Here is a 21,876-nt window from a genome sequence, read left to right as displayed (position 1 = left end):
CGGCATCCTGGAAATACGGGGCGTTCACCGGCGCAAGCTTGATCTGCACCGGCCAGAAGCGCAGTTCGCTTTTCCTTTCCCCGGCAGGTTCGGCGGGGAGCGTGCGGCCCTGGCTGTGCAGGTGCTGCTTCACCGCCTCTTCGTCGTAGGCCCCGGCCTCGCGGAAATCAAAGGACAGCGCCCCCGCCGGGCAGGCGGGCAGGCAGTCGCCGAGGCCGTCGCAGTAGTCGTCGCGCACAAGGCGGGCCTTGCCGTTTTCCATGACAATGGCCCCCTCATGGCAGGCCTTTGCGCACAGGCCGCAGCCGGTGCACGCTTCTTCGTTGATATGAATGATCCTTCTGAGCATGGTTTCTCCTGATGTGTTGTGCCTCCGCCCCGTGCGGGGCGGCGCGTGCCTGCGCATGCCCCGTTGCGGGCAGGCCGGCCGTGCCGGGGCCGCCATGACCGGAAATTCCGGGCAGGCCCCTGACTCTGAACAATAAGAATGATGTTGCCATGGGCAAGGGGGGCTTTCTGTGACCATGGGCATTGACGCCCCCTGCCCCCGGCCGTACACCCAAGGACAACACCCGGAAAAAACGGCAGATTTCAGCGCCGCGCATGCCCGGAAGACAATGCCGCGCACATCGCGCCTTGAAAAGGACAGCTCCATGGACGATATCGACCGCATTTTTCTTGCCATGACGGAATATTTTTCCGGCGACGCCCGGCGCATCCAGCATTTTGTCAAAGTGCACGCCTTCGCCCGCCTGCTGGGCCGTGAGGAAGGCCTGAATGCCGAAACGCAGTTCATCCTTGAGGCGGCGGCCCTGGTGCACGACATCGGCATAAAGAAGGCGGAAGCAATATACGGCAGCGCCTCCGGCGCGCTGCAGGAAAAGGAAGGCCCGGCAGAGGCAGAAAAGCTGCTGCAGAAGCTGGGCCTGCCCTCCGGCGTGGTGGAGCGCGTCTGCTACCTTGTGGGGCATCACCATACCTACGCCAATAGGGACGGCGCAGACTACCGCATCCTTGTGGAGGCGGATTTTCTGGTAAACCTGCATGACGACGGCGAAAGCCCCGCGGCCGTGCGCGCGGCCCTTGAGCGCGTGTTTTCCACCCCCGGAGGCAAGGCCCTGTGCAGAACCATGTTCGGCCTGAAGGACTGATTCCGGGCAAATCCGGGCACGGTACTCCGGCAGAAACGGCGCCCCGGAGCGCCGCGCCCGAAGCCCCGGCCCCTGCGTGCGGCTTCCCCCGTGAAAAAACCGTGTGCAGGGGCTTTTTTCTGCCCGGCGCCCATGCGTTCCCTGCCTTTTGCCGTTGCCGTTGCGCGCCAACTGCTTATTTTACTCCGTATTTTTCCCTTTTCCCCGAAAACAGGCCCCGCACATCTCCGGCCTTTTCCCCGGACTCTCTCCCGGGTACCACTCCCGCCCTGCGCCGTTGCGCGCCAGCCCCTTTTTCCCTTGTGTTCTTCCCGTTTTCCCCGGCGCACCTTCCTCTCCCCCCTTCCGGCCCTGCGCCCGGCCCTCCGCTCTTCCGGCACTCCCTTTCCCGAAGCCCCGGCCCCTGTGTGCGGCTTCCTGCAGGCGGCTCCCCTTCCGCACGGCCTGCGCACGGCAGATCCCATCTCCCTTTCCCGCACGTTGCCCCGGATTCGCCCGGAGGCTGTGCGGGATGCGGCCCCCCCATGCGTTTCCTGCCTTTTGCCGTTGCCGTTGCGCGCCAACTGCTTATTTTACTCCGTATTTTTCCCTTTTCCCCGAAAACAGGCCCCGCGTCCGGCCCCGCACATCTCCGGCCTTTTCCCCGGACTCTCTCCCGGGTACCACTCCCGCCCTGCGCCGTTGCACGCCAGCCCCTTTTTCCCTTGTGTTTTTCCCGTTTTCCCCGGCGCACCTTCCTCTCCCCGCTTCCGGCCCGCAACCGGCCCTCCGCCTTTGCCCCATCTCGTTTCCTCCGCCCCCGCACGGCTCCGTTTTTGCCCCGGGTACCTCCCCCCCCCTCTGCCGCGCATGTTCCGGGCATGCAGGGAAGCGCTTTCCGGGCATGTTTTTTCAGGGTGCGCTCCCGCCTTCTTCCAAAAATGTTCACACCTTGCGGAAACTTTGCCCCCTCCAAGCGGAAAAAACGGAATAAATTTTTGAAAACATCATTCTTTTCAGTAGGTTGCATTTTATATACTTATTGACAAAATCATATACCGGGCATAATCTGCCGGAAAGCCGACTTTCCCTGTGCCGCAACGGCGGGAGAGGATTCCCTTTCACCTCAGCATATATTTTCATCAGAGGTTCCGTCCCTTGAAAAAATCCCTTGCAGTTCTCATGTCCCTGGCCATGCTCCTTGCCGGCGCAGCCGCCGCTGAAGCGAAGATCACACTCAAGGTAGCCAACTCCGGCCCCGATACCCCGGAAAACCGCACCGTGTGCGCGGCCGACGTGTACACCGACATGGTGCGCAAGGCCACCAACGGTGAAGTGGAACTTGTCTTCTACCATGCCAGCAAGCTCGGCGGCGAAGCGGAAGCTCTGGAAGGCATTCAGATGGGCACCATCGACATGGGCACGCTCACCAGCGGCCCGGCGGCCAACTTCGTGCCGCAGACCATGGTGTTCGACATTCCCTACCTCATCGACAGCAACGCGGCGGGCTGGGAATTCCTGAAGTCCGACTTCGTGAAGAAGCTTTCCGACGAATTCCGTGAAAAGACGGGCGTGCGCATTCTCGGCATTGCCGAACACGGCTTCCGTCACTTCACGGCCAAGGGCGTGGAACTCAAGACTCCCGCCGACATGAAGGACCTCAAGATCCGCGTGATGGAAAACCCCGCCCACATGGCCATGACGCGCGGCCTGGGCGCCTCCCCCACCCCCATTTCCTACAGCGAACTGTACATGGCGCTCCAGCAGGGCGTGGTGGACGGCATGGAATGCCCCATTGCCAACATCCACGACTCCAAGTTCTATGAAGTGCAGGACAGCCTCGTGCTCGACGGCCACCTCTACGGCCCGCTGGTCATCTTCATCAATGAAGACAAGTACCAGAGCCTCACTCCCGAACAGCAGCAGGCCCTTCAGAAGGGCGCCGAAGCCTTCTGCATCGTGCACGCCGGCATCACCGCGGCAAGCGACGCCGCGGCCCTCAAGGACATGGCCGACAAGGGCATGAAGATTCACACCCCCACCGCCGAGGAGCAGAAGATGTTCCGCAACGCGGCCCAGCCCGCCGCTCTGGACATCATTGCCAAGCGCATCGGCCAGGAATGGGTGGACGGCGCCATCAAGGCCGCTCAGGATGCTTCCGCCAAGGTGGCCGGCAAGGAAGATGAGCTTCTGCAGGAATGCATCCGCGAAGCTCAGGAAATGGTGAAGATCGCCCGCGGTCAGTAAGACCGGCCGGGCCTGTCCCTGCGGGGAAAGGCGGGTTTCCGCCCTCCGCAGGCGCACGCCTCCGGACCCTGTACGCTTTCCGGGAAAGGCTCGTTCGGACCTTTCCCGGTTGTTTTGTTCCGTAACATCCGCACGGTCTTTTGACGGTGGCATCGTCCCCGACTTTTTCCTGTGCGGGCCTTGAGAGTACTCCGGCTTTTCCGGCCGGAAGGCTCCAACAGGAGCGCGCCGCGCTCCCTTTCCTCTGAGGTTTACCTTAATGAAAAATGTCATGACGTTGATATCCTTCCAGGTCAACAGGCTGACGGATGTTCTCATGAAGATCAGCCTGTGGCTGGGGATCGCCCTCTGCATTGTCATGGTTGTGGCCACGCTGGGTCAGGTATTCTGCCGCTTCACCCACCTTTTCACCTTTGAGACCAGCGAAGAGATAGCCCGCTTCAGCATGTGCTGGCTGGCCATGCTGGGCAGCGCCGTGGCCCTCCGCCAGGGCAGGCATCTGGGCGTGCGCATTCTTGTGGAGCATCTGCCCGCGGGCGTGTACGACAAGTATCTTGCGCCCCTCATTCAGCTTGTGATGCTGGCCTTCTTCCTCCTTGTGGTGGTGAAGGGCTGGGCCTTTGCCATGCGCGGGGCCATGCAGGTTTCCCCTGCGCTGCAGCTTCCCATGACCTACCCCTATCTGTGTCTGCCCGTGGGCGGCGCGCTCATGGCGCTCAGCATGGTGGCCGACATGCTGCAGGACAGGTTCCCCACCAGCGCGGGTTCCAATGCAAGCATCGCAAGCTCGGTGATGGAAGACATGTCGGAAGTGGCCGCCACCTGTGAAAACGCACAGGACGCCCCCGTTTTCGATCCCCTGAAGAACAGCGAAAAGAAGTAGGAAAACACCATGCTCATGCTCATCTTTCTCGTGTTCCTTGTTTCGCTGTTTCTCGGCGTGCCCGTGGCGCTCTGCCTCGCCTTTACCTCCGTGGCCGGGCTCATGCTGCACGACACCTCTCTGCTCGTGGTGGTGCAGCGCATGTTCCAGGGCTTCAACTCCTTCTCCCTGCTCGCCGTGCCCTTCTTCGTGCTTGCGGGCGATCTCATGAACAAGTGCGGCATCACCCAGCGCCTCATCGACTTTTCCTACATGCTGGTGGGCCGCATTCCCGGGGGCCTTGCCCATTCCAACATCGCCGCCTCCATGTTCCTCGGCGGCATCAGCGGTTCCGCCGTGGCCGACGCCGCGGCCATCGGCTCCATCATGGTGCCCGGCATGATCCGCAACGGCTACAACCCCGGCTTCAGCGCGGCCGTCACCGCCGCCGCCTCCACCATGGGCCCCATCATTCCGCCCTCCATCCTCATGGTCATCATGGGGGTGACCACGGGCATGAGCATAGGCGGCCTGTTCATGGCGGGCATCGTGCCCGGCCTGCTGCTCGGTCTCGGCATGATGGCCTACAGCTATGTGGTGGCCATACGCGAAAACTACCCCAGAGACACGAACCCCCTCACCCTGCGCCGCTTCTTCCGTGAATTCTGGAAGGCCCTGCCCGCCCTCATGGCGCCCACCATCATCATGGGCGGCATCATGTTCGGCTTCTTCACCTCCACCGAAGCCGCGGCCGTGGCCGTGCTCTACGCGCTTCTGCTCGGCGTGTGTCAGCGCACCCTCCGCATGAAGGACCTCATCGAGGTGCTCGGTTCAAGCGTGCTCACCACCGCGGTGCTGCTGCTCATCATCGGCACGGCCAACGCCTTTGCCTGGCTGCTCGCCGCCGAACAGATCCCCAACCAGCTGGCCGAACTCATCCAGTCCATCACCAGCAACAAGCTCGTCATCCTGCTGCTGCTCAACCTGCTGCTGCTCTTTGTGGGCATGTTCATGGAAGGCGGCGCGGCCATCATCATTCTTGCGCCCACGCTGCTCAACGTGGCCACGCAGGTGGGCATCGAGCCGCTGCACTTCGGCATGATCATGGTGCTCAACATGGCCGTGGGCCTGCTCACCCCGCCCCTCGGCGTGTGCCTGTTCGTCATCTGCGGCGTGACCAAGCTCGACCTTTCCTATGTGATCAGGGCGGTGCTGCCCTTCATTGCCGTGGAAATCGTCGTGCTGCTGCTCGTCACCTATGTGCCCGCCGTGTGCCTGACCATACCGCGCATGCTGGGCTATCTCTGATGCCATCCCCGCCCGGCCCCGCCGGGCGGAACACGTTTTTCACCTGAGCCCCGGCCGGAAGACCGGGGCTTCAAACCATAAGAGCCTGCGATGAACACTACTCTGAGTTCCCACGTCACGCCGCTGCGCTTCAGCGTCATCCGCAGCATGGTGGAAAGAGCCGCCGCTTACGACAACGTCATATCCCTCAGCATCGGCGAACCGGACTTCGATACCCCGGCCTTCGTGTGCGAAGCCGCCATGAAGGACGCCGCCGGAGGTTTCACCCACTACGCGCCCTCCCGGGGCGACGGCGACCTGCGCGCGGCCCTGCTCCGTGCGGAACGCGCCAAGCACGGCCTTGCCTGGGAGCAGGAAAACCTGCTCATCACCTCCGGGGCCATGCACGGCCTGCTTGCCGTGATGCGCACGCTGCTGGACGAAGGGGACGAAGTCATCGCTCCCGCGCCCTGCTTTTCCGACTATCAGGGCCACTGCGCCCTTGCGGGCGGCCGCCTCGTGCAGGTGCCCACCAGCTTCGACAACGGCTTCATGCCCACCCTTGAGGCCATGGAAGCCTGTGTCACCGACAAAACGCGCGCCCTGCTCATCAACTCGCCCTGCAACCCCTCGGGCGTGGTGTTCGACGCCGCCACGCTGGACATGCTGGCCGAATTAGCCATACGCCACGACCTTGTGGTCATTTCCGACGAAGTCTATGACAGCATCGTGTTCCACGGCCGGGCGGAAAGCATTGCCACAAGGCCCGGCATGTTCGAGCGCACCGTGGTGCTCAACTCCTTCTCCAAGACCTTTGCCATGACGGGCTGGCGCGTGGGCTACGCCCTCGGCCCCTCCTGGATCATGAAGGAAATGGTCAAGGTGCTGAGCTATTCCGTGGCAAGCACCTCCACGCCCAGCCAGCGCGCGGCCCTCGCCGCCCTCACCGGCCCGCAGGAAGCCTTCCGGTCCTTCCGCGAAGCCTATGCCCGCCGCACCGCCCTTGCCGCAAAAAGGCTGAACGCCATGCCCGGCGTGCGCTGCCTCGAACCTTCGGGCACCTTCTACCTCTTCCCCCACATCGAGGCCGCGGAAAAGGATTCCCTGGCCTTTGCCATCGACCTGCTGGACAAGGCGCAGGTCATCGTGGTGCCGGGCTTCCCCTTCGGGCCGGAAGAAACCGTGAAGGGCTGCATCCGCATTGCCTGCACCGTGGACGAGGAAAAGCTTTCCGAAGCCATGGACCGCATGGAAGCCTATCTCAGAAAGCACGCTTAACCTCCGGGCCCGCGCCTGAAACGCGCATCCCGCCGCGGCTGCCCTCCGCCGGAACAAGGGGGGGGCAGACTCTGGCAGGGTGCGCCCGCGCCTGCAAAAGCGCCCTGCCCCGGCGGGGAAACACCGGCCTGCCCGCGCCTGCCCTGCCGGGGAAAGCGGCCATGCCGGGCCCGCGGGGCATCCTGAGCGGAAAAGGCCTCCGGCCCCTTCCGGCCGGGCCGCTTTGCGGGGAGGGGCTTCACAAGTGCCCCGCATGGGCGTAAGAAAGCGCCGTCATCCACAAAAAAGCGAATTTTCGCAACAACATTCAGAACCGGCGGGCGCGCTGCCGCGCCCGTGACGGCACAGCATAAGGGAAACAGCATGAGCCTGCCTTCCGACATTGCCGCAGAACTCAAGAAGATTCTCGGCCCCGAGGGCTTTCTCGATTCCGAGGAAGACCTGCGTTCCTTCGCCTACGACCTTTTCGCCACCCACAGGCCCGACGCCGTGGCCCTGCCCGCCACGGTGGAGGAAGCCTCCGCCGTGATGCGCCTCTGCAATCAGCGCCACATACCCGTGTATCCGCGCGGTTCCGGCACCAGCCTTGCCGGTTCTCCGGTGCCGGTGCTGGGGGGACTTGTGCTGTGCAGTTCGCGCATGAACAAGGTGCTTGAGGTTTCCGTCACCGACCGCCTGGCCCGGGTGCAGGCCGGCTGCGTGACGGGGAACCTGCAGAAGGCAGCGGCGGAAAAGGGGCTCATGTACCCGCCGAACCCCACCTCCTGCCTCTATTCCACCATAGGCGGCAACGTGGCCACCAATGCGGGCGGCGCAAGCGGCGCCAAGTACGGGGTTACGCGCGACTATCTGCTCGGGCTTACCGCCGTTCTGCCCGGCGGGGAAATCGTGCACATGGGCAACCGCTGCCAGAAGGACGTGACCGGCTTTGATCTGCCGCGCCTTCTCTGCGGTTCGGAAGGGCTGCTGGCCTTCATTGCGGAAGTGACGGTGAAGCTCATCCCCATGCCCGAGAGCATCCGCACGGCGCTGGCCTATTTTTCCGACGTGACCGAAGCCGGTTCCGTGGTGGCCGACATCGTCAGTCACCGCATTCTGCCCTGCACGCTGGAACTCATGGACGGCGTGTTTCTCCGCACCGTGGCCGAAGTGTACGGCGTGCCCTGCCCCGAAGGCGCGGGCGCGGCCCTGCTCATTGAGGTGGACGGGCCGGACATGGTGCTGGAAGGTCAGATGAAGACCATTGAGGCCATCTGCGAACAGCACAAGGCCGTGGGCATGGAATCCGCCACCACGGAAGAGGAGCGCGACACGCTCTGGAAGGCGCGGCGCGGCGGCACGGCGGCCCTGGTGCGCAAGGCCGACAGGCTGGTGACCCTGGATTACGCGGTGCCCGTCTCCCTGCTGCCCCGCGCGCTCAAGATCATGGAAAAGCTGGCCGAAGAGCACAAGTGCAACGTGGTCACCATCGCCCATGCGGCGGACGGCAACCTTCACCCCATGGTGCTCTACAGCCCGGGCAAGCCCGAAGAGGATGCGGCCTACGAAGCGTTCTGCGACGCATCCACCCGCGCCATTCTGGAACTTGGCGGCACCATCAGCGGCGAGCACGGCATAGGCCTGGAAAAGAAGGCCTACATGCCCATGCAGCTCGGCGACGAGCAGATGCGCATCATGCGCGGCATCTGCCGCCTGTTCGACCCCTACGGCATCATGAATCCCGGCAAGCTGGAGAGATAGCATGAAAGGCCCCACCTGCGAATACTGCGGCCGCTGTCTCAGCGTATGCCCCAGCTACAAACATCATCTGGTGGAAACCTTCGGCCCCCGCGCCCGCATCGACCTTGCCCGCGCCGTGGCCGCAGGGGAACTGGAACCCGGCCTGCGCTATCACGACGCCATCAAAAGCTGCCTTCAGTGCCTTGCCTGCACGGAAATCTGCGGCAAGGGCGTGGACGGCGCGCAGATCATTCTCGACGCGCGCCTTGCCGAAGGCGACGGCAGACTCACCCTGAAGCGCAGGCTGGAAAAGTTCGTCACCTGCACGCTTCTGCCCCGGCGCGAGCTCATGCGGAACATGATCCGCGTCTGCTCCTTTTTCCAGCACGTCTTTCCGCTGGATACGCGCGGAAGCATACGGCACCTGCCGGATGCGCTGTGCGGCGCGGCGGGCAGGAGAAGCATGCCCGACCTTGCGAAGAAATCCCTGTTCGACCTTCTGCCCGAGCGCGTCATGCCGCCGGACAACGTGACGCAGGTGGGCGAGGTGGCGCTGTTCACGGGCTGCTTCGGCGGTCTGGTGAACGTGGAAGCCTCGCTGCGGCTGGTGAACGCCCTTTCTTTGCGCGGCTACACGGTGTTCATTCTCCGTGCACAGTCCTGCTGCGGCGCGCCCGCCCAGCTGAGCGGCTTCAAGGAGGCCTTTGAAAAGGCCCAGGCGCACAATGCCGAAGTGTTCGCCTCCTGCCCCGACATGCCGGTGCTCACATTGTGCGCCACCTGCCACCGCACCCTTTCGCGCGAATACGGCGCCGCCGGCCGGGAACTTGCCGGCCGCATCGTGGACGCCGCCGTGTTCCTGCAGAGGCACGACGAGCGCCGCGGCTTCATCGGCGCCCTGCCCGAAAACCTGCCTGCCGCCGCGCTTCTGCGCCTGCGCGAGCGCCCCGTGACTGCCGCCGATCCGCTGGTGGTGGCCGTGCACGACCCGTGCCACTTCCGCCTCGATCCCCATGTGGGCCGCGCCGTGCGCAGGGAACTTGCCGCAAGGCCGTGGATACGCGTGGTGGAACTCAAAGACCCCGGCACCTGCTGCGGCGGGGGCGGCGTTTCCAGCCTGAAGAACCCGGATATCGCCGACGAACTCGGCGAAGCGCGGGCAAGGGCCGTGGTGGAAAGCGGGGCCGACATCGTCACCGCCCAGTGCCCGGGCTGCGTGCTTCAGCTCAACAATCACCTGAAGCGCCTGAAGGCCGACGCCAGAGCCTGCCATACCCTCGAACTTCTCGGAAAATAGGCAAGGAGAGCGCATTGCCGCTCCTTCTGCCGGAAGAAAAAGCGCCTGTCGGAACCTCCTCCGGCAGGCGTTTTTGTTCGCAGGCTCTCCCCGCGGCCCCTCCGTGCCCCGCTGCGGCACTCCCGGCAGAAACGGCGAACAGGCCCGGCTTCCCCCTTTTCTTCCGCAAAAAAACGTTTCTCTCCGGGGCCTTTTCCCTCCGCGCCTTTTGCGCAACAAGGCGGCTTTCCCTCCGTTGCGGGAACCGCGCTTCCTTCCCTCGGGTCGTATGGCGGAAAAACGCCGAAGCCGCCGGAGCCTGTCCGCACACGGGCCTTGCCTCATGCTCATAAAAGAAAAACGCCTCGGAAAACCGGGCCGCCGGGCAGGCTCCGCCCGCAGAAAAACGCAGCGGAGGCAGACGCAGCCCCCAGTCGCCCCTCTCCCGGCAACCTCCGGCCCCTTACCGCACAGCCCCGCCCCTGGCGATGCGGCAATGCCGCGGCAAAGGAAAGGCCCGCCGGGCGTACCCGGCCTTTTCAGGCAGAGCGCCGTCTCATGCCGCCCCCGCCTGCGGGAAAGCGCTGTTCCGACCGCAAGTCTCCCGCCCGTCATCCGATTCCGCCCCGGCCTGAGGGAGAAAGCGCCGCCCTCACAGCAAAAGAAGCGCCCTTTTACGGAGCGGAGCAGGCCAAAGCCGCCCTACTCCCATTCCTGCGCGCGCAAACGCTCCACCAGCCATGTTCCGGCCTCGCCCAGGGAGTTCACCCAGGCCAGTTCCACAGGGGTGGAGCTTGCCCCGTCGTCAAAGTCCAGTTCCAGCACCTTGAGCCTGCCCTCGCGCACCAGCGGCAGGGCAAGCTGCCGGGGAAACACGGCAAAGCCCATGCCGGCAAGGAGCATTTCCCGAAGCTGGTGGAACTCGCTGTAATGCACAAGGCGGCTGCTCAGGCGGAAGCTGTCGTAAAAGGCATCGGAACTGATGACGCCGGGCATGGGCAGAAGCTGGGGATGACGCAGCAGATCATCCAGAGAAAGTTCCCCGCGGATGCGGCTGAGCGGATGATCCGAAGCCGCCACCACGCGCCACACGATGCGCCCCACCACCACGGACTGACCGCCGTGATCGTAGCGCAGGCGCGCCGGGGCAAGCAGCATGTCCACGCCGTGGCGGGCGCTGCTGTCCAGAAGGCGCAGCTTGTCGCAGTGCAGCACGGCATCCTCGCCGTCGTACACGGAAAGTTCCAGCGAGGGGAAGGCCCGCTGCAGCCCGGCCAGCGCCTCCAGCACGGCGGGCGTGGTGACGAAGCCGTGCAGGCCCACGCGCAGGTGCGCTTCCCTGCCGCGGCCGCGCACGGCGGCCATGTGTTCCAGCCCTTCCAGCCGGGGAATGATGTCCAGCGCATGGAAGTAGAACTGCCGCCCCAGCTCGGTCAGTTCCGGCCGTCTGCCCGGACTGCGGAGAAAAAGCCCGGCCCCCAGCTCCTCTTCCATGTGCACGATGCCCTGCTGCACGGCCGCCGCGCTGACGCCGAGGCGACGGCCCGCCGCGGTGAAGGAGCCGGTTTCGGCCACGGCCCAGAGATATTGGAGTCGTTCCGTCGTAATGATCATGCCTTTTTCCTGCCGCACGATGCGGCGCGGGTCAATGCCCTTTTTCGCGGCCCGGAAGCTCAGGCCATTTTCAACATGACCACGCCCGACACGATGAGCGTCACCGCCGCCGCGCGCATAAGGGAAAAAGGCTCGTCGAAAAGCACCATGCCGGTCACGAAGGCACCGGCCGCGCCTATGCCCGTCCATACCGCATAGGCCGTGCCCATGGGGATATGCCGCTGCGCCAGAAAAAGCAGCAGGCCGCTCACGGCCATGCATACCACGGCCATCACCGCGCCCGGCACTCTCCATGCCCCGGACTGCGCCCATTTGAGCCCGAGGGGCCAGCCTATCTCGCAAAGCCCCGCCATGATGAGAAGAATCCATGCGTTCATGCCTTTTTCTCCTTTTCTCTCCCGCATGTTCTGCAGATGATGTCGCGCCTTCGCTTGTGCGAAGAAGCGCGCCTGCCGGGCATGTCCCGGCGCGGAAAGGGGTAGCATAAAAAAAAGGCTCCTGCCTGAAGGAGCTTAAAGCAGGACTTTAAGGTTTCGCACGAATACATCGGAAAACTGCATCACCATGCCCCGTCATGCGGTCCATACTCCTTTCCAGGAAAGGTCCTGTCTTTTTTCCTGTGTACGAAAGACAGCACGGCTTTTCTCTTCCCATCATCCTACCCCTTGCCCGTATGGTCCGTCGTCTCTTTTCTGCTTTCCGAATCAGGAAAAACGCTGTTGCGCGGAGGGGGAAAACAAGATAACTATTCAAAAAAATGCTGGCGCAACACACAGTCGATGCTTCGAGGCCGCCAGTCCAGGTATGAACGCCCGGTGAAAAATCATAAACGAAAAATCGCATACGATCCGGTTCTGGGAGCGCGCGTTCTCCTGCACGGTCCGCGATATGTGGGCAATCCGCTTCACAAAAGAAATCCCGGAGATTTCGGCCTCATTCCTCCCTCCTGCGCTTCGGCAAGGAAAAATCTCTGCGACGATGTCGGCATCTTCCATCGTCGTATTGCGCAAAAACTGCTGGAAGAAGGCCTGCGGCGGGGTTTTCTGAGCGTAAAACTGTGCGAGGAATGGCCGTGCAACATCTGGGCCGTTTCCGCAGAAAACATTCCTCTTGAGGCAAGGCTGGATCAGACAAGCGGCACCTGTCACGGCTTTCCCCTGTCGAAAAACGATCCTCTGTACACGGAAATTCTGACCCGCTGGAACTCCGACCATGAATGAGAACTTCTCCATATCAGCACACTGGATTCCCCGGCAGGAACAGAGCCGCCCTGAGGATGTCGTTGCCGATATCCGCATAGATCTGCTGGAAAAGAATCTCACGGAAAATTACGATCTGCGCGACAACGCACAAAAATCCTCCGTGGCTCTCGCGCCCTACCCCATGGCTCTGTGGTTTGTCTCGAACTGGTGGCGGCTGCGCTGGGAACCCACCCCGCAGAGGCCTTCCACCGACTGGCGCATGTCGCACCTGCTCTCTGCCGCAGGATACGGCTACAGCTGGCCGACCATAGGCTTTCAGACCGACGGGGAAACCATACGCATCACCTCCCTTCCCACCACCGGTACGGACGGCTCTTCCGTCATCTGTCTGACCCCGTTCTCCGCGCTCATCTCCGCCAAAAAATTCGAGCAGGAAATCGCTTCCTTTGTCGATATCTGCAACGAAGCCTTCGGAGAAACCGACGTGCTTGCTTTGTGGAACATCCTTCAGGACGAGCAGAACGACAGGGAACTTGCCATGTTCCGGCAGATTGAGGCAAGGCTCGGCTACGACGCGGGAGAAGGGCCGGAAGAAGCCGTCATGTCCATCATGAACAGGGCACGGAGCGTCGGCGCGCATTCCGTACAGGAACTGTCGTATCTTCTGCACAACGACGCCCTCGCGGGCGAGGAAATTCTTGCGCTGGAAAAGCATGAGGCGGGTATCCCCATACGCATCAGCTCCCTTGCGCCTCTGCGCGAGCTTGCAAGGCAGGAGCGCGACCGTCTTCTTCCCTGGGATCTCGGCTATGCCCTTGCCCGGGAAGCACGCCGCATCTGGGGAATCCGTGACGTTTTTTCCACAGAGGACCTGTGCGGCATTCTGGAAACTTCTCCCGACAGGCTCTTTGCCGCACCGCACAGAAACAACAGTTTCGGCCTCGGCGCACGGCGGGGAGGCGACAATGCCTTCTCGGTGCTGCTGAATAAAAGACAGCCTACCGCCATCCGCTTCATGGTCTCAAGGCTCATCTGCGATGCCGTCATTGCGCCGGAGGACGACACCATTCTGCCCGCCACCGCCGATAAAACCGCACGCCAGAAAACGCAGCGGGCCTTTGCCGCAGAACTGCTGTGCCCCATCGAACAGATCAGGGAAAGAATGGGGGACGATTACCGCGACGAAGACCTGTGGGGCGAAATGGCGGAAGACTTCAACGTCAATCCCCTCGTCATCAAAACACAGCTGGCAAACCATCATCTCATACCGCAGTTTGAGAACACCGACCTGTGGTTCGATTCCCTGCCGCTCGTCACGCCGGCCTATGCGACGCAGGAGTTCATGTAGCGCAGAGGCTCCGTGCCCCGCGCAGGCATGATGCTGCCCGCACCGACTTCTGCAGACAGGAGCCCTTCTGCAACGAAAAACACGCCGCAACCCAAAGCAGAAAGCCCGCCGGAGACCGACGGGCTTTTCTTTTTCGTTGCGGAAAGCCCGGACGCACGGCGTTTTTCGCCGCATGCGCCGGGCCTGCCGGGCTTACTTTTTCTCCAGCACCAGCATGGTGAGCGGGGGCAGGTACAGGGTGATGTTCTGCATGTCTATGCCGGTGGAAGCGTCGCTGAAATGTTCGGTGGCGGGCTTGCCGGGCACAAGGTTGCCGAAGCCGCCGAAACGCGGCTCATCGGAGGAGAGGACTTCCACATACTTGCCCGGAGGCACGGGGAAGCACATTTCCGGTTCCGAACGGGTTTCATGGAAGTTGAAGGCGAAAAGCAGCCTGCCGCGGGCAAAGGCGAGAAGGCGCCTGTCCTCATGGATGAAGCGGAATTCCGGATTTTTGGCAAAGTCGCGGCGATGCCTGTCCACAATGTCCCGGAGAAGCGTTCTGTCCCAGCGGGCCAGGGCGGCGTAGAAGGAAAGCTGGTCTTCCGCAAGCTGCCACTGACGGTGGGCGTGCTCCTCGTCGTCCAGCCATTCGGGGTGACCGAATTCCGTGCCCATGAAACTGAGGTAGCCTGCGTCGGCGGAAGTGAGGGTGATGCCGCGCATGAGCCGGTACAGGGCCACGCCGCGGGTTTCGTTCCAGGTGGCGTTGAAGGGGCTCATGCGGGTGTACATGGAATCCCCCACCAGGCGCCAGATCATGGCGTCGTCGCCGTTGATGCACTGATCGTGGCATTCCACATAGCTTATGGTGCGGTCGTAGGGGCGGTGATTGGTCATTTCATACCACAGCCGTCCCATGTCGCTGGGCTTTTTGATGTACTTGCCCCAGAAGTCGGGCAGGCCCATGGCAAAGCGGTAGTCGAAGCCGAGTCCGCCCTGCTCCGGCGGGCAGGTCAGGCCGGGCATGCCGCTGAATTCCTCGGCAATGGTCACGGCCGCGGGGTTGAGCTCATGGATGAGGGCGTTGGCCATGCACAGGTACAGTTCGCCCCAGGCGTTGGTGCGGTGCGAACCGTCCGGCGCGTAGAAGCAGCGGCCCACATGGGAGAAGCTGTCGCCTATGCCGTGATCGGTGTAGAGCATGTTGCCCACGGCATCGAAGCGGAAGCCGTCCACATGGAATTCCTCCATCCAGTACCGGCAGTTGGAAAGCAGGAAGCGCCGCGTCATGTCCTTCTGATAGTCGAAGGAGGGCGTGCCCCACTGATTGGCGCGGGTATCGAAGAAATAGGCGCTGGAATCGTACCGGGCAAGGCCCTGCTCGGTATTGGCGCAGGCATGGGCGTGGGTGACATCGAGAATGACGTAGAGCCCCAGTCTGTGGGCCTCGTCCACCAGGCGGCAGAAGCCTTCCGGGTCGCCGTAGCGGGAACAGGGCGCAAAATAGCTGCTCACCTGATAGCCGAAGGACTTGTACAGCGGGTGTTCGGGCACGCCCATGAGCTGCACGGCATTGTAGCCCCCGGCCTTGATGCGGGGAAGCACCAGGGAGGCAAAGTCGTCGTAACTTCCTATGGAGCCCCTGGTATGGGTGCGCGCATCCTGCGCCATGCCTATGTGGGCCTCGTAAATGCGCGGAAACTTCGGCCTTGCCGGGGCGGCGTGGCGGAATTCATAGGGCTTTTCCGGAGCCCACACCCTCGCGCACCACTGGTCGGGATTGTTCCTGTCCTGTTCCACCCAGCGGGCAAAGGCGGGCACGCGGCGCAGAAGGCCGGTATCGCCCTTGCCGTACAGGCGTATCTCGTAATAATCGCCGTGGGCAAGGGCCTCCTCGGGCAGGTAGAGCCGCCACAGATCGTGGCCCAGACGCACGAATTCGTATTCGGGACGCAGTTCAAAATTGATGCGGTCCGTGGTCAGCCACACACGGCCTGCGGCGGGCATGTATTCGCACATGCTCCAGCGGCGGCGTCCGTTCCCGTCGGTCACCAGTCGAAGGCCCAGCCAGTGATGCAGGCCCGCATAGGCCGCCAGGGAATCATGACCGCGCAGAATGCGCGCGCATTCCTCGCGGTAACGCTTCGTTCTCTCTTCCAGAAACGGCAGATAGTCGGAAAGCTCGCCATCGGTCAACGGATTCAGCAATGCCATGCCGCATTCCTCCTTGAACGCACTTTTCAGGGAAGCGGGCGCACCCCCCTCCCGCAGACTTGCAGAGGCCCCAAAGCCCCGCCGCACATGCCTTTGCCGCCTTCAGCATAACGGATGATGCCATGAAAGCACAAGCCCCGCCGGGCTATTCGCGCCTGCTCTTTCCCGCCTCCTCCATGGCTTCGGAAAGGGTGCGGCCCTTTTCGGCCATGGCCTCGGAAAGGTAGCGCACGGCAAGCCGCGCCGCCAGGGCAAGCTGATCCTCGCGGCTCATGGACTCATCGTCCATCCTGGCGGCAAGCACATCATTCAGAATACGGCCTATCATGGGCCCGGCCTCCACACCGAGGCGCATGAGGTCCTCGCCGTTCACGTCGGGCTTCATCTGGCGGCCCATGTAGATGTAGCGGGTGAGCTTTTCATGCTGCTCCTCCCCGTCTTCCTGCGCCAGAAGGTAGAGCAGCGTTTCCAGCGGAGCGCGGCCGAGTATGCGGTGCAGGTCGCTGATGGGGCCGTTCTTCTTCTCCCACTGGTTCATGGCCTGCCGCGCGCCCATGATGGCGGAACGCACCTGCATGGTCTCGCGCTTTCTCCTGTCGGAAAACTGAAGCCGGTCGAGAAGGGTTTCCACATCGGCGGCCGGAGCGCGGCGGCACAGGGCTATGACCATGAGCATGAGCAGATCCGGTTCCTCGGGCAGGTACATGCGCATGTACCATTCCAGCACGCGGCGCACGCGGTCGGCCATGTCGCGCTTTTCGTCGTTCATGCGCAGAAGCGGATGCACCTCGGCAAGCAGGCCGAGTTCGTCCATGCGGCGGAAGGCAAGGAAGGGATTTCTCTCCTCCATCATGAGTTCCAGCTCATGGCAGATACGCGAACCGGAAAGGTGATGAATGAGGTGCAGATCGTCGATGGCGTTGCGCATGAACCTCTCGCACTGGGCGCCCATGCGGAAGCCGTAGCGCTGCTCGAAGCGCACGGCGCGGAACATGCGCGTGGGGTCTTCCACAAAGCTCAGGGCGTGCAGGGTGCGGATGCGCTTGTTGCGTATGTCCTCCTGCCCGTCGAAGAAGTCCACAAGCTGACCGAACACCTGCGGATTGAGGCGCACGGCCATGGCGTTGATGGAAAAGTCGCGGCGGTACAGATCCATCTTGATGGAGCCGCGCTCCACCTGAGGCAGGGCGCCGGGTTCGGCGTAGAATTCCAGGCGCGCGGTGGCGATGTCCACCTTGATTTCCGTGGGGTCGGCAAGGTGGGTGCGGCGGTGCTTTTCCACATCGGCGCACAAACTTTCGGCCGGAAACACCAGCATGGCCGTCATGAATTCGCGGTGCTCGCGCACGCGGCCCTTCAGCCGTATGCCCAGCTTGTGGGCGAAATCCATGGCGTCGCCCTCAATGACGAGGTCGATGTCGATATCCGGCCACTTCAACCCCTTGTCCATGACAAGGTCGCGCACAAAGCCGCCCACCACATAGGCCGAGGCCCCTATGTCCTGGGCTATTTCCCCGGCCATGCGCAGAAAGGCCATGCACGGCGGGGAAAGGCGCTTGCACATGGTGGAGGAAAGGTTGCGTTCCTTGCGCGCCTTGCGGCTCACCGGCGGAATGTGCGCGCCGTTCTCGCCCATGAACAGGCGTATGATGTCGGTTCTCGTGACCACGCCCACCACGGAACGCTCAAGCAGCAGGGCCGCGCGGCGCTCCTCGTCGGTTTCCTCCACATCGCCGCCGCCCACCACGGGAATGAGGCGCTGCTGTCCGCCGATCATGATATCCACCAGTTCCTGAATATCCGCGCTTTCGGGCACCACGCTGAAGGAACGCTGCATGTACATGGCCACGGCCACATGGGCCAGTCCGTGACTGGAGGCCTTGGCCGCGGTTTCCTGGGCCAGCAGGCCCACGCAGCGCTGCGTGCCGTCGGCAAAAATGGGCACGGCCTTCAGCCCGTAGCGGATCATGAGCGACTGCGCCTCGCCTATGGTGAGCTTTTCCGACACGCCGAGGGCGGGCGCGGTCATGAGCCTGCCTGCGGTTTCATCGGCGTTCACAATGAGCGACGCCTGCATCTTCAGAAAATCGCGCACCTGCGGAAGGGTCATGTCCTTCACCGAGGCGGAAGCGGCGTAGTGATGCCCTCCCCCGCCCAGCCTGCGGCAGATTTCCCCCACGTCCACCAGAGAGGAACGGCTCCGGCCCACCACCTGCACCTTGTCTTCCATGGAGGCGATGGCAAAAAGCACGGAACAGTCCTCAATTTCCATGATGCGCGGAGCAAGGGTGGCGAAATCCTCAAGAAAGGTCTCGCTCTGCATGGAGGATATGGCCATGACCACGCCGCCCACCTCGCGCACCTGCGTGTTTTCCAGCATGACCGAAAGGGCCTTCAGCTGTTCGCGGCCCATGACGCGGGTGATGAGCCTGCTCACCATGGCAAGGTCGGCCCCGCACCCCAGAAGCCAGGAGGCCGCGTCGAGATCACGCTGCGTGGTGGAATTGTAAAGGAAGGAACCTGTGTCGCCGTACACGCCCGCGGCAAGGGCCGTGGCCGTCTCGCAGGTGACGGAAAGGCCCCTTTTCCGTATCTCCTCCACGAGCATGGTGCTTGCGGCGCCCACCTTTTCCACGCGCATGAGGGAGGCCGGGAGCCTGTCCTCCCCTTCGTCGTCGCTTACGGCATGGTGATCCCACACATGGATGTCGATGTCGCTTTTCTCCTCCAGCAGCCTCTTCACCTGGGGCAGGCGGCTCCTGAGATGCGTATCCACCACCACAAGGCGCTTCACGGCCCCGGTATCCAGCTCCTTCTGATTCACGCAGGTGTAGAGAGGCTCCACCACTTCCTCATAGAATTCCTGTACCTGCCGCTCCTGACTGCCGGGAAAAAGCAGCGCGGCTCCGGGGTACAGGATGCAGGCCCCCACCATGGAGGCGAGGGCGTCGTTGTCGGCGTTGACGTGGCAGGTGATGACGGTATCGGCGCTCATCGTTGTTCCTTTATGCTTGGTTTCCCGAAGGGGGAAGGTCGGCCCCATCCGGCGCGGAACCGGATGCGCAGGCGTTGCGCGGATGGCAGCGGCGGTACACTTCGTCCAGAAGGTCGGACCGCACATGGGTATAAAGCTCCGTGGCCGCAAGGTCACTATGGCCGAGCAGCATCTGCACGGTACGCAGATCCGCCCCGCCTTCCAGAAGATGCGTGGCAAAGGTGTGCCGCATGGTGTGCGGCGAAATGTCGCGGTCTATGCCCGCCTCCAGCGCGTAGCGGCGGATGAGCTTCCATACCGCCTGCCGGGTCAGCCCCGTGCCCGAACGGTTCAGAAACACATGGCTGTCCTGCGGCATGAATTCCGGCCGCACCGCGCGCAGATACTGCTCCATCACCGCAAGGGCCCGGGCATGGATGGGCACAAGGCGCTCCTTGCGGCCCTTGCCGAACACCCGCACCACCCCGCGCTGAAGGTCGATGTCCAGCGGATGCAGGCCGGTGAGCTCGGACACGCGCAGGCCCGAGGCGTACATGAGTTCCAGCATGGCCCTGTCGCGGCGGCCGAGCTTCGTGGTCTCGTCGGGCGCGGCAATGAGGGCGAGCACCTCCTCGCGGGTCAGTACGGCGGGCAGGGTGTGCGGCAGCTTCGGCCCGTCCAGCAGGGCGGCGGGGTTGCCCTCCATCATGTCCCTGTCGGCGCACCAGGAAAAAAAGCCGCGCAGGCAGGAAAGGCGGCGCGCCAGCGTGCGCTTGCCGTCGCCCCTCCGGCGGAGCCACACCACAAAGAGCAGAAGCTCCTCGTCGTCCAGCCGCGCCAGAGCCTGCCCTGCGGAAAGCTGCTCCGCCCCGCTCTCCTCAAGAAAGGTGGAAAGCGCGGCAATGTCCTGCCGGTAGGAATCCACCGTGGCCGGAGAAAGACCGCGCACCGCCAGAAGTTCGTTGAGCCAGCGTTCCCCGAGGGAGCGCAGACTGTCCGAAGGCGCCTTGCGCGCCGTTCTGAGCGCCGATGCGCGTTCCGCCCGCTCCTTCTTTTCCGGCGCGGGCGCGTCGATCACGGCCTGCGCCTCCAGAAGCGCGGAACGCACCTTTCTCGGCCTGCCCCGCCGTGCGGGGCCTGTTGCCGCCTCTTCCGCCATGATTCCTCCCTTTTCCGGCTCTGCGACTCTTTGAATCTTCAGATTAACGGCGCGGGGAAGCGCCGTCAACGCCCCGCAGGCCAAAGCCCCCTTTCCGGAAGGGCGCCCCTTTTTTGCAAAAGTCGTGAAAAAAGCCCCGCACACGCCGTGAAATACGCCCCGGCCGCGCCCAAAAGCCCGTTCTTTTCCCCTCTCCCGGCCCTTCCCGCCCACGGGCCGCCTTTTTCCCCGAAAAAAAACGCAGAACGGCCTCCCCATGCCCGGAACCATCGGCAAAAAGAGGCCTCAGGCGACGGAAAAAAGGCCCCGTACCCCGGAAAACGCGGTACAAAGCCCCGGGGAGAGCATATCGCATTTGCCGCTATCCCCCCCTTGCCTTTAGCCTTCCATGCGGGTATTGTAGTTGCGCAAAAAGGAACTATCGCCCGGGCGAACCCCTGTATCCCTTCTGGTCTGGACTGCCGATAATGAAAAAATACCTGCCGATTCTGGGAAAGCTTCTCGTCATCTTCATCTGTGCACTGGCCTGCTGGCTTCTCTACGACAAGCTCAAGCGCTACAGTATGGAAGAAATCATCGACAGTATTCTTCACATACGGAACCGGCAGCTTCTCATGGCCGTTTTTCTGGTGGTGCTCAACTATGCCATTCTGGTGGGGTACGACTGGCTCGCCGTCAAGGCCATACACCGCAAACTGCCCTTTCCGCGCATCTGCCTTGTTTCCTTTGCCGGTTCCGCCATCAGCTACAACCTCGGCGCGCTGCTCGGCGGCACCACGGTGCGCTACCGGCTCTACAGCGCCTGGGGCTTCCACGCCATCGACATCGTGCGCCTCGTGCTCATGCTGGCCGTCACCTTCTGGATAGGGGCGCTCGGCCTTGCCGGGGGCGTGCTGCTCTTCGCCAATGTGCACATTCCGCCGGAACTTTCCATTGATCCTTCCCATATCCGCCCGCTGGGCGCCGGGCTGCTCGGCCTGTGCCTGCTCTACCTGTTTGTGTGCTGGTGGGCCCGGGGCCGCGCCGTGCGCATCTTCAAGAAGGAATTCGCCCTGCCCACCCTGCCCATAGCCCTGGCACAGACGGCCGTGGCCTGCGCCGACCTGCTCGTGGCCGCCGCCTGCCTCTATGTGCTCCTGCCGGAAAGCAGCACCATTTCCTTTGCCGATTTTCTGCCCAACTACCTCCTCGCGCAGGTGGCCGTGGTGCTCACCCATGTTCCCGGCGGCGTGGGCGTGCTGGAACTTATTCTCATGCACATCATCCACGGCGTGGTGCCGCAGCGCCTGTTCGGGGCCATTCTGGTGTTCCGCGTGCTCTACTACCTGGTGCCGCTGCTCATTTCCGTAACGCTCCTCTTCCTTTATGAATTCCGCCTGCGCAGCCGCACCCCGGAAGAAATCGCCGAAGAGGAACGCGAAACCATGCTCCCCCCCGAAGAGTGATTCCCGCCCGGCTACCACTGCGCAGGATGTCCGGGTAACGCGAAGGCCCGTCAATGCAGGATGCCCGGGTACCGCGAAGGCCCGTCAATGCAGGATGCCCGGGTACCGCGAAGGCCCGTCTGCTCTGGACACACTGTAC

16 protein-coding genes are annotated in these 21,876 nt (G+C 63.1%); 10 read left to right on the top strand and 6 right to left on the bottom strand.

Features of this window, described 5'->3' with window-relative positions; translation table 11 throughout:
- A partial coding sequence (locus Q0K07_RS09615; RefSeq protein WP_294558790.1) for an ATP-binding protein occupies window positions 1–349 on the bottom strand: 349 nt, incomplete at its 3' end.
- A 304-nt stretch (window positions 350–653) separates the two neighbouring features.
- On the opposite strand from Q0K07_RS09615, the gene Q0K07_RS09610 reads away from it, so the two are divergent.
- From Q0K07_RS09610 to Q0K07_RS09580, 7 genes are all read left to right on the top strand, one after another.
- Window positions 654–1,151, top strand: coding sequence for an HD domain-containing protein (locus tag Q0K07_RS09610; protein ID WP_294558789.1), 498 nt, complete (start codon window positions 654–656; stop codon window positions 1,149–1,151).
- A gap of 1,137 nt (window positions 1,152–2,288) precedes the next feature.
- Window positions 2,289–3,377 (top strand): TRAP transporter substrate-binding protein DctP, encoded by a 1,089-nt coding sequence (gene dctP, locus Q0K07_RS09605; RefSeq protein WP_294558788.1) that lies wholly within the window; start codon window positions 2,289–2,291, stop codon window positions 3,375–3,377.
- Between the two features lie 271 nt (window positions 3,378–3,648).
- Window positions 3,649–4,260, top strand: coding sequence for a TRAP transporter small permease (locus tag Q0K07_RS09600; protein ID WP_294558787.1), 612 nt, complete (start codon window positions 3,649–3,651; stop codon window positions 4,258–4,260).
- A 9-nt stretch (window positions 4,261–4,269) separates the two neighbouring features.
- Window positions 4,270–5,547 carry a TRAP transporter large permease gene (locus Q0K07_RS09595; RefSeq protein ID WP_294558786.1) on the top strand — a complete coding sequence of 426 codons (1,278 nt, stop codon included), beginning with the start codon at window positions 4,270–4,272 and terminating at the stop codon, window positions 5,545–5,547.
- Between the two features lie 90 nt (window positions 5,548–5,637).
- Window positions 5,638–6,804: a pyridoxal phosphate-dependent aminotransferase gene (locus Q0K07_RS09590; protein WP_294558785.1), complete on the top strand. Its 1,167-nt coding sequence runs from the start codon at window positions 5,638–5,640 to the stop codon at window positions 6,802–6,804.
- Between the two features lie 363 nt (window positions 6,805–7,167).
- Window positions 7,168–8,544, top strand: a complete 1,377-nt coding sequence (locus tag Q0K07_RS09585) for an FAD-linked oxidase C-terminal domain-containing protein (protein WP_294558784.1) — start codon at window positions 7,168–7,170, stop codon at window positions 8,542–8,544.
- A 1-nt stretch (window position 8,545) separates the two neighbouring features.
- A complete protein-coding gene (locus Q0K07_RS09580) occupies window positions 8,546–9,820 on the top strand; it encodes a (Fe-S)-binding protein (RefSeq protein WP_294558775.1) in 1,275 nt (424 codons plus the stop codon).
- Between the two features lie 681 nt (window positions 9,821–10,501).
- On the opposite strand, the gene Q0K07_RS09575 is transcribed toward Q0K07_RS09580, so the two are convergent.
- Both Q0K07_RS09575 and Q0K07_RS09570 read right to left on the bottom strand, forming a co-directional pair.
- Window positions 10,502–11,413 (bottom strand): LysR family transcriptional regulator, encoded by a 912-nt coding sequence (locus Q0K07_RS09575; protein ID WP_294558773.1) that lies wholly within the window; start codon window positions 11,411–11,413, stop codon window positions 10,502–10,504.
- Window positions 11,414–11,472: 59 nt separating this feature from the next.
- Window positions 11,473–11,790: a multidrug efflux SMR transporter gene (locus Q0K07_RS09570; RefSeq protein WP_294558771.1), complete on the bottom strand. Its 318-nt coding sequence runs from the start codon at window positions 11,788–11,790 to the stop codon at window positions 11,473–11,475.
- Between the two features lie 513 nt (window positions 11,791–12,303).
- On the opposite strand from Q0K07_RS09570, the gene Q0K07_RS09565 reads away from it, so the two are divergent.
- Together Q0K07_RS09565 and Q0K07_RS09560 are read left to right on the top strand one after the other, a co-directional pair.
- Window positions 12,304–12,633 carry a hypothetical protein gene (locus Q0K07_RS09565; RefSeq protein WP_294558770.1) on the top strand — a complete coding sequence of 110 codons (330 nt, stop codon included), beginning with the start codon at window positions 12,304–12,306 and terminating at the stop codon, window positions 12,631–12,633.
- Window positions 12,626–13,963 (top strand): hypothetical protein, encoded by a 1,338-nt coding sequence (locus Q0K07_RS09560; RefSeq protein WP_294558769.1) that lies wholly within the window; start codon window positions 12,626–12,628, stop codon window positions 13,961–13,963. Before Q0K07_RS09565 ends, Q0K07_RS09560 begins: the two co-directional genes overlap by 8 nt.
- A gap of 192 nt (window positions 13,964–14,155) precedes the next feature.
- Here the strand turns inward: Q0K07_RS09560 and Q0K07_RS09555 are convergent, their stop codons facing one another.
- The 3 genes from Q0K07_RS09555 to xerD form a co-directional block, all read right to left on the bottom strand.
- Window positions 14,156–16,159 carry an alpha amylase C-terminal domain-containing protein gene (locus Q0K07_RS09555; protein ID WP_294558768.1) on the bottom strand — a complete coding sequence of 668 codons (2,004 nt, stop codon included), beginning with the start codon at window positions 16,157–16,159 and terminating at the stop codon, window positions 14,156–14,158.
- Window positions 16,160–16,304: 145 nt separating this feature from the next.
- A complete protein-coding gene (locus Q0K07_RS09550; RefSeq protein ID WP_294558767.1) occupies window positions 16,305–19,154 on the bottom strand; it encodes a CBS domain-containing protein in 2,850 nt (949 codons plus the stop codon).
- 10 nt (window positions 19,155–19,164) lie between these two features.
- Window positions 19,165–20,292 carry a site-specific tyrosine recombinase XerD gene (gene xerD / locus Q0K07_RS09545; protein WP_294558766.1) on the bottom strand — a complete coding sequence of 376 codons (1,128 nt, stop codon included), beginning with the start codon at window positions 20,290–20,292 and terminating at the stop codon, window positions 19,165–19,167.
- 467 nt (window positions 20,293–20,759) lie between these two features.
- Here xerD and Q0K07_RS09540 point away from each other — a divergent pair, with 467 nt between their 5' ends.
- On the top strand, window positions 20,760–21,737 hold the full coding sequence (locus Q0K07_RS09540) for a YbhN family protein (RefSeq protein ID WP_294558765.1): 978 nt from the start codon (window positions 20,760–20,762) through the stop codon (window positions 21,735–21,737).
- Window positions 21,738–21,876 lie beyond the last annotated feature (139 nt).

This window comes from uncultured Mailhella sp. (genome assembly GCF_944324615.1).
Classification (GTDB): Bacteria; Desulfobacterota; Desulfovibrionia; order Desulfovibrionales; family Desulfovibrionaceae; genus Mailhella.
The sequence above is the reverse complement of the archived record's forward strand: the minus strand, read 5'-3'. Positions and strand labels throughout refer to the sequence as shown.